At 63.5% G+C, this 6,158-nt stretch carries 5 protein-coding genes and 1 pseudogene; 5 read left to right on the forward strand and 1 reads right to left on the reverse strand.

Translation table 11 applies throughout. The annotated features are described in order from the left end of the window. The first annotated feature begins 50 nt into the window (after positions 1-50). Positions 51-611: a cytochrome b gene (locus C513_RS0111315; RefSeq protein WP_033395078.1), complete on the forward strand. Its 561-nt coding sequence runs from the start codon at positions 51-53 to the stop codon at positions 609-611. A 42-nt stretch (positions 612-653) separates the two neighbouring features. Here the strand turns inward: C513_RS0111315 and C513_RS0111320 are convergent, their stop codons facing one another. Next, on the reverse strand, positions 654-1,433 hold the full coding sequence (locus C513_RS0111320; protein WP_051084451.1) for a nucleotidyltransferase family protein: 780 nt from the start codon (positions 1,431-1,433) through the stop codon (positions 654-656). Between the two features lie 116 nt (positions 1,434-1,549). Here C513_RS0111320 and tkt point away from each other — a divergent pair, with 116 nt between their 5' ends. The 4 genes and pseudogenes from tkt to C513_RS0111340 form a co-directional block, all read left to right on the forward strand. Beyond that, a complete protein-coding gene (tkt, locus tag C513_RS0111325; protein WP_018716129.1) occupies positions 1,550-3,625 on the forward strand; it encodes a transketolase in 2,076 nt (691 codons plus the stop codon). Between the two features lie 45 nt (positions 3,626-3,670). Beyond that, complete coding sequence (gap, locus tag C513_RS0111330) at positions 3,671-4,675, forward strand: type I glyceraldehyde-3-phosphate dehydrogenase (RefSeq protein ID WP_018716130.1); 1,005 nt, start codon at positions 3,671-3,673, stop codon at positions 4,673-4,675. 164 nt (positions 4,676-4,839) lie between these two features. Further along, positions 4,840-5,646: a carbon-nitrogen hydrolase family protein gene (locus tag C513_RS0111335; protein ID WP_018716131.1), complete on the forward strand. Its 807-nt coding sequence runs from the start codon at positions 4,840-4,842 to the stop codon at positions 5,644-5,646. A gap of 265 nt (positions 5,647-5,911) precedes the next feature. Then, a pseudogene (locus C513_RS0111340) lies at positions 5,912-6,158 on the forward strand (IS256 family transposase); the annotation flags it as partial.

Consider the following 6,158-nt stretch of genomic DNA (forward strand, 5'->3'; position numbering starts at 1 on the left):
CAGGGGCGATCTCTTGCGGCCGTGTGCCGTGCGCATTTTGTGAGAATTCCATGAAAGATACCCTGCAAAAACTCTCTTCCACGTCGGTGTTCCTGCACTGGATCGTGGCCCTGTTCATGATCGTGCTGATGGGCGTGGGTTGGTACATGGCTGAAAACGACGCCTATGCGCTGTATGGCCTGCACAAGTCCTTCGGCCTGCTGATCGTGGTGTTCGTGCTGTGGCGTCTGGTCCACCGCCTGATGAACGGTTTCCCGAAGCCGCTGGGCCAGCAGGGCGCCGGTCTGAATGCGCTGGCCACGCTGGTGCACTGGGTGCTGCTGATCGGAACCGTGCTGTTCCCGCTGTCCGGCATGATGATGTCGGTGATGGGTGGTCATGGCCTGCAGCTGTTCGGGCTGGAGCTGATTGCCAACAACCCGGATCTGGCCAACCCCGGCAAGAACCTGCCGCTGGACGGTGACATGGCCCGCAATGCGCGCCAGGTGCACGGCCTGTTGCTGTGGGTGATGCTGACGGCCATCGTGCTGCACGTGGCGGGCGCCCTCAAGCACCATCTGGTGGACAAGGACGGCACGCTGAAACGCATCATGGGCAAGCCGTTGCAGTAATCCCCGGCTGCCGACATGTACAGGGTCCGCTGATCGATCCGGTCAGCGGGCCTTGCTGTTGATGGCCGCCAGCCGTTCCGGCGTGCCGACATCGGTCCAGCTGCCGTTGTACAGGCTGCCGGTGACGCGGCCCTGCGCCATGGCGGCGCGCAGCAGCGGCGCCAGCGCGGCCACCACGCCCTGCGGATTGCCGGGCGGAATAGCGCACCAGGGGGGCTGGAACAGTTCCCGGCGCAGCAGCGCGATGGTGCTGTAGGTATAACGCGGCAGGCTGTCGTCCTCGCGCGCAGTATCGTGCAGCACGCCGTGGGGATCGAGCGCAAAGTCGCCGGCGGGGTTGTGCTCCGGGTTGGGCACCAGCCACAGGTGGGCCAGGGCCTGGCTGGCCTCGAAATGGGCGTAGGCCGCACGGCTGAAGACGAAATCGGGTGCATACACGTCGCCAGCCGCCAGCCAGAAGGTATCGGCCAGCTGCGGCAGGGCGCGGGCGATGCCGCCGGCGGTTTCCAGCGCCTCGCCAAAATCGATCTCCTCGCGCGAGTAGCGCAGCGCGCTGGCGGGCAGCGGCTGGCCGTGCGCGTAGCGATCGCCAAACCAGGCGGGCAGCTGTTCACCCAGCCAGCCGGTATTCACCAGCACCTCGGTAAAGCCCTGGCTGGCCAGCGCCCGCATCGGCCATTCCAGCAGGGGCCGGCCCTGGACCTGCAAGAGCGGCTTGGGCGTGTGGTCGGTCAACGGGCGCATGCGCTTGCCGCGGCCGGCAGCCAGCAGCATGGCCTGGGCCGGGGGGCGGGGGGTGTTCGGGTAAACAGCGTCAGACATGGGCAGGAGAGGGGCTGGCCCGGTGCCGGGTGCGTCCGGGTCTGGCCGGATTGTAATTCCCTGCCTGCGTCTGTGCCTTGTATCCATTTGCAGCAATCGTGCTTGTCAGGGTTAAAATGGAGGGTATTCCCCATTTCATCCACACCCCGGAGTCCATCCGCATGACCTCCTCCGTATCGGCCACTACCATGGCCAATGCCATTCGCGCGCTCTCCATGGATGCCGTACAGCAGGCCAATTCCGGTCACCCCGGTGCCCCGATGGGCATGGCCGACATGGCTGTTGCCCTGTGGGGCCAGCACCTGCGTCACAACCCGTCCAACCCGCAGTGGCACGATCGTGACCGTTTCGTGCTCAGCAATGGCCATGCCTCCATGCTGATCTACGCGCTGCTGCACCTGACCGGTTACGAGCTGCCGCTGGACGAACTGAAGCACTTCCGCAAGCTGCACAGCAAGACCCCGGGTCACCCGGAAGTCGGCATCACCCCCGGTGTGGAAACCACGACCGGCCCGCTGGGCCAGGGCATGACCAATGCCGTGGGCCTGGCACTGGCGGAAAAGCTGCTGGCGGCCGAATTCAACCGCCCCGGCCACGACATCGTCAACCACCACACCTATGTGTTCCTGGGCGACGGCTGCCTGATGGAAGGCATCAGCCACGAGGCCTGCGCCCTGGCCGGTGCCTGGAAGCTGGACAAGCTGATCGCGCTGTACGACGACAACGGCATCAGCATCGACGGCCAGGTGCAGCCCTGGTTCGTGGACGATACCGCCAGGCGCTTCGAGGCCTACCAGTGGAACGTGATCGGCCCGGTGGACGGCCACGATGCCGAAGCCGTGTCGGCGGCGATTGCGCAGGCCAAGGCCTCCAGCGGCAAGCCCAGCCTGATCATCTGCAAGACGCACATCGGCAAGGGCAGCCCCAACCGTGTCGATACCGCCAAGGCCCACGGCGAACCGCTGGGTGCCGAGGAAATTGCCCTGACGCGCCAGGCGCTGGGTTGGGAGCACGGTCCGTTCGAGATCCCGCAGGAGGTCTATGCCGCCTGGGACGCACGCGACAGCGGCCAGAAGACCGAAGCCGCCTGGGACAGCGTGTTTGCCGCCTACGCCATGGCGCACCCGCAGCTGGCCGCCGAATTCCTGCGCCGCATGAACGGCCAGCTGAGCGACGACTTCGCCCGCATCTGCATCGAAGCCACGCAGCAGGCCGCCGAAAAGGCCGAAACCGTGGCCTCGCGCAAGGCCAGCCAGATCGCGCTGAACACCTTTACTGCCGCCATGCCCGAACTGCTCGGCGGCAGCGCCGACCTGACCGGCTCCAACCTGACCAATACCCCGTCCACGCCGGCCTTCCGTGTCGACGCGGCCGGTGCCGTGGTCAAGACCGAAGACGGCCGGATCGGCCGCCACATCAACTACGGTGTGCGCGAGTTCGGCATGGCCGCCATCATGAACGGCATTGCGCTGCATGGCGGCTACATCCCCTACGCCGGCACCTTCCTGACCTTCAGCGATTACAGCCGCAACGCGATCCGCATGGCCGCGCTGATGCGTCAGCGCGTGGTGCATGTGTTCACGCACGACTCCATCGGTCTGGGTGAAGACGGCCCCACGCACCAGTCGATCGAACACGCTGCCAGTCTGCGTCTGATCCCCCATCTGGATGTCTGGCGTCCGTGCGACACCGCCGAGACGGCCGTGGCCTGGTCGGCGGCGCTGCAGAACCGCGAGCGTCCGACGGCGCTGCTGCTGAGCCGCCAGAACCTGCCCTATCTGCCCAAGCATGACCTGAGCATCATCCACAAGGGCGGTTACGTGCTGTCCGATCCGGCCGATGGCCAGCCGCCGCAGGCGGTGCTGATCGCTACCGGCAGCGAGGTGCAACTGGCCATCGAGGCGCAGAAGCTGCTGGCTGACAGTGGCGTGGGCGTGCGCGTGGTGAGCATGCCCAGTACCACCACCTTCGACCGCCAGGACGAGGCGTACCGCCAGACCGTGCTGCCGGCCGGCCTGCCGCGCATTGCGGTGGAAATGGGCGTGACAGCCTTCTGGTACAAGTACGGCTGTGCTGCCGTGGTCGGCATCGACACCTATGGCGAATCGGCTCCGGCCGGTACGCTGTTCAAGCATTTCGGATTCACTGCCGACAACGTGGCTGCACAGGTGCAGTCCGTGCTCGGCAACTGACAACTTCCTCCCGGTTTCACGTTTCATATTCAAGGAGAAAACCTCATGGCAATCAAAGTAGGCATCAACGGCTTCGGCCGCATCGGTCGTTGCGTGTTCCGCGCTGCTGTCGAAAACTTCGGTAACGACATCGAAGTGGTCGGCATCAACGACCTGCTGGAACCCGACTACCTGGCCTACATGCTGCAGTACGACAGCGTGCATGGCCGTTTCAAGGGTGACGTGAAGGTCGAAGGCAACAACCTGGTGGTAAACGGCAAGACCATCCGCCTGACCGCCGAGAAGGATCCGGCCAACCTGAAGTGGGACGAGATCGGTGTGGACGTGGTGATCGAGTCCACCGGCATTTTCCTGACCAAGGAAGGCGCACAGAAGCACATTGACGCCGGCGCCAAGAAGGTGATCATGTCCGCTCCGTCCAAGGACGACACCCCGATGTTCGTGCACGGCGTGAACTGCGCCAGCTATGCCGGCGAGCCGATCATCTCCAACGCCTCCTGCACCACCAACTGCCTGGCACCCGTGGCCAAGGTGCTGAACGACAAGTGGGGCATCAAGCGCGGCCTGATGACCACCGTGCACGCTGCCACCGCCACGCAGAAGACCGTGGATGGCCCGTCCAACAAGGACTGGCGCGGTGGCCGCGGCATCCTGGAAAACATCATCCCGTCCAGCACCGGCGCCGCCAAGGCCGTGGGCGTGGTGCTGCCGGCCCTGAAGGGCAAGCTGACCGGCATGTCCTTCCGCGTGCCGACGTCTGACGTGTCCGTGGTCGACCTGACCGTGGAACTGGAAAACTCCGCCAGCTACGCCGAGATCTGCGCCGAAATGAAGGCCCAGTCCGAAGGCAAGATGAAGGGCGTGCTGGGTTATACCGAAGACAAGGTGGTGGCCACCGACTTCCGTGGTGACACCCGCAGCAGCATTTTTGATGCCGAAGCCGGTATCGCGCTGGATGGCAACTTCGTCAAGCTGGTGAGCTGGTACGACAACGAGTGGGGCTACTCCAACCGTTGCCTGGACATGGTCAAGGTCGTGAACGCCAAGTAAGCGTCCCTGCCTGACGGCATGTCACAAGCCGGCCTGGTGCAGATCAGGCCGGCTTTTTCGTATCCACCGCCTGGCGGAGCGGCAAGAGCCGGCGCCTGGCTTATGATCAGGCTATCCCTTTCAGAAATCCGGCAGGTGCTGGCCTGCCTACCAGGAGTTGTTGCATGAAAGTCGCTGCCATCCAGATGGTGTCCGGTACTTCGGTTGCCACCAATCTGATCACTGCCCAGGAATTGCTGCGTGAAGCTGCCGGCAAGGGAGCCGAACTGGCGATCCTGCCCGAGTATTTCTGTCAGATGGCCCTGCGCGATGAGCAGAAACTGGAGCTGGGCGAAGAGCCGGGTCAGGGACCGCTGCAGAACTTTCTTGCCGAAATGGCGAATGATCTGAATCTGTGGCTGGTGGGCGGCGCGATTCCGCTGCGCAGCGATGAGCCCTGGCGCGTCACCAACAGTTCGCTGGTGTACAACCCGGACGGCAAGCAGGTGGCACGCTACGACAAGATTCACCTGTTTGCCTTTCACCGTGGTGGCGAAAGCTATGACGAATCGCGTGTGCAGGTGGCCGGCTCGGAGCCGGTCACGTTTGATCTGCCGTCCACGGATGGCCACACCTGGCGCATCGGCTTGTCGACCTGCTATGACCTGCGCTTCCCGGAGCTGTATCGCCAGCTGGCCGCCGACCTGATCGTGGTGCCGAGTGCGTTTACCTATACCACCGGTCAGGCGCACTGGGAAATCCTGTTGCGCGCACGCGCCATCGAGAACCTGGCCTATGTGGCGGCCCCGGCACAGGGTGGCAAGCACGAGAGCGGCCGCCGCACCTGGGGCCAGACCATGATCATCAACCCCTGGGGCAAACTGCTGGCCGAACGCGCCGTGGATGCCGGTGTCGTGACCGCCAACTGTGATTGGGACATGATGCAGGAGATGCGCCAGCAGTTGCCAGCGCTGGGGCATCGCCGCTTGTAAGCATCAGGCGACAGCCGCACATGACAAGGCCGCATATGCGGCCTTTTTCGTGGGCAAATGCTGCTCGACATAATGGGGCAGGCTATCAGGATGGGGCCTTGATGGCACGCATGCGCAGAATATGTTTATGTCAATGTCGACATATATATTTGACATGAAAATACCATGGAGCATATATATTGGAACTAATATGGCGGCACTCGGATTAATGTGAGCCTGTCATAAATTTTGTGTATGAGGCATACCATGTGCAACAGGAGCATGTATGTCAAGCAAAACGAAGTTGAAGAACGCGGCGATTGCCGAGAAGTCTGCCTCGCTGCCAAGCATCCCCGAGGAGTTGCTGGACCAGCTGGTACAGCAAGGCCCAATGACGGCCGCATCGATCCAGGACATGACGATGGCGCTGAAGAAGGCGCTGATCGAACGTGCCTTGGGTGGAGAGCTCAGCCATCATCTGGGATATCCACCGGGGGGTGAGCGGCCAGCGCAAGCGGGCAATCATCGTAACG

It is taken from the genome of Allobrachymonas chironomi DSM 19884 (assembly GCF_000374625.1).
GTDB classification, from domain to species: Bacteria; Pseudomonadota; Gammaproteobacteria; order Burkholderiales; family Burkholderiaceae_C; genus Brachymonas; species Brachymonas chironomi.

Excerpts from the sequence above, each read along its gene's own strand:
- gap (WP_018716130.1), top strand. The coding sequence starts at position 3,671 with ATGGCAATCAAAGTAGGCATCAACGGCTTCGGCCGCATCGGTCGTTGC.
- C513_RS0111335 (WP_018716131.1), top strand. The coding sequence starts at position 4,840 with ATGAAAGTCGCTGCCATCCAGATGGTGTCCGGTACTTCGGTTGCCACC.
- C513_RS0111320 (WP_051084451.1), bottom strand. The coding sequence starts at position 1,433 with ATGTCTGACGCTGTTTACCCGAACACCCCCCGCCCCCCGGCCCAGGCC.
- tkt (WP_018716129.1), top strand. The coding sequence starts at position 1,550 with ATGGAGGGTATTCCCCATTTCATCCACACCCCGGAGTCCATCCGCATG.
- C513_RS0111315 (WP_033395078.1), top strand. The coding sequence starts at position 51 with ATGAAAGATACCCTGCAAAAACTCTCTTCCACGTCGGTGTTCCTGCAC.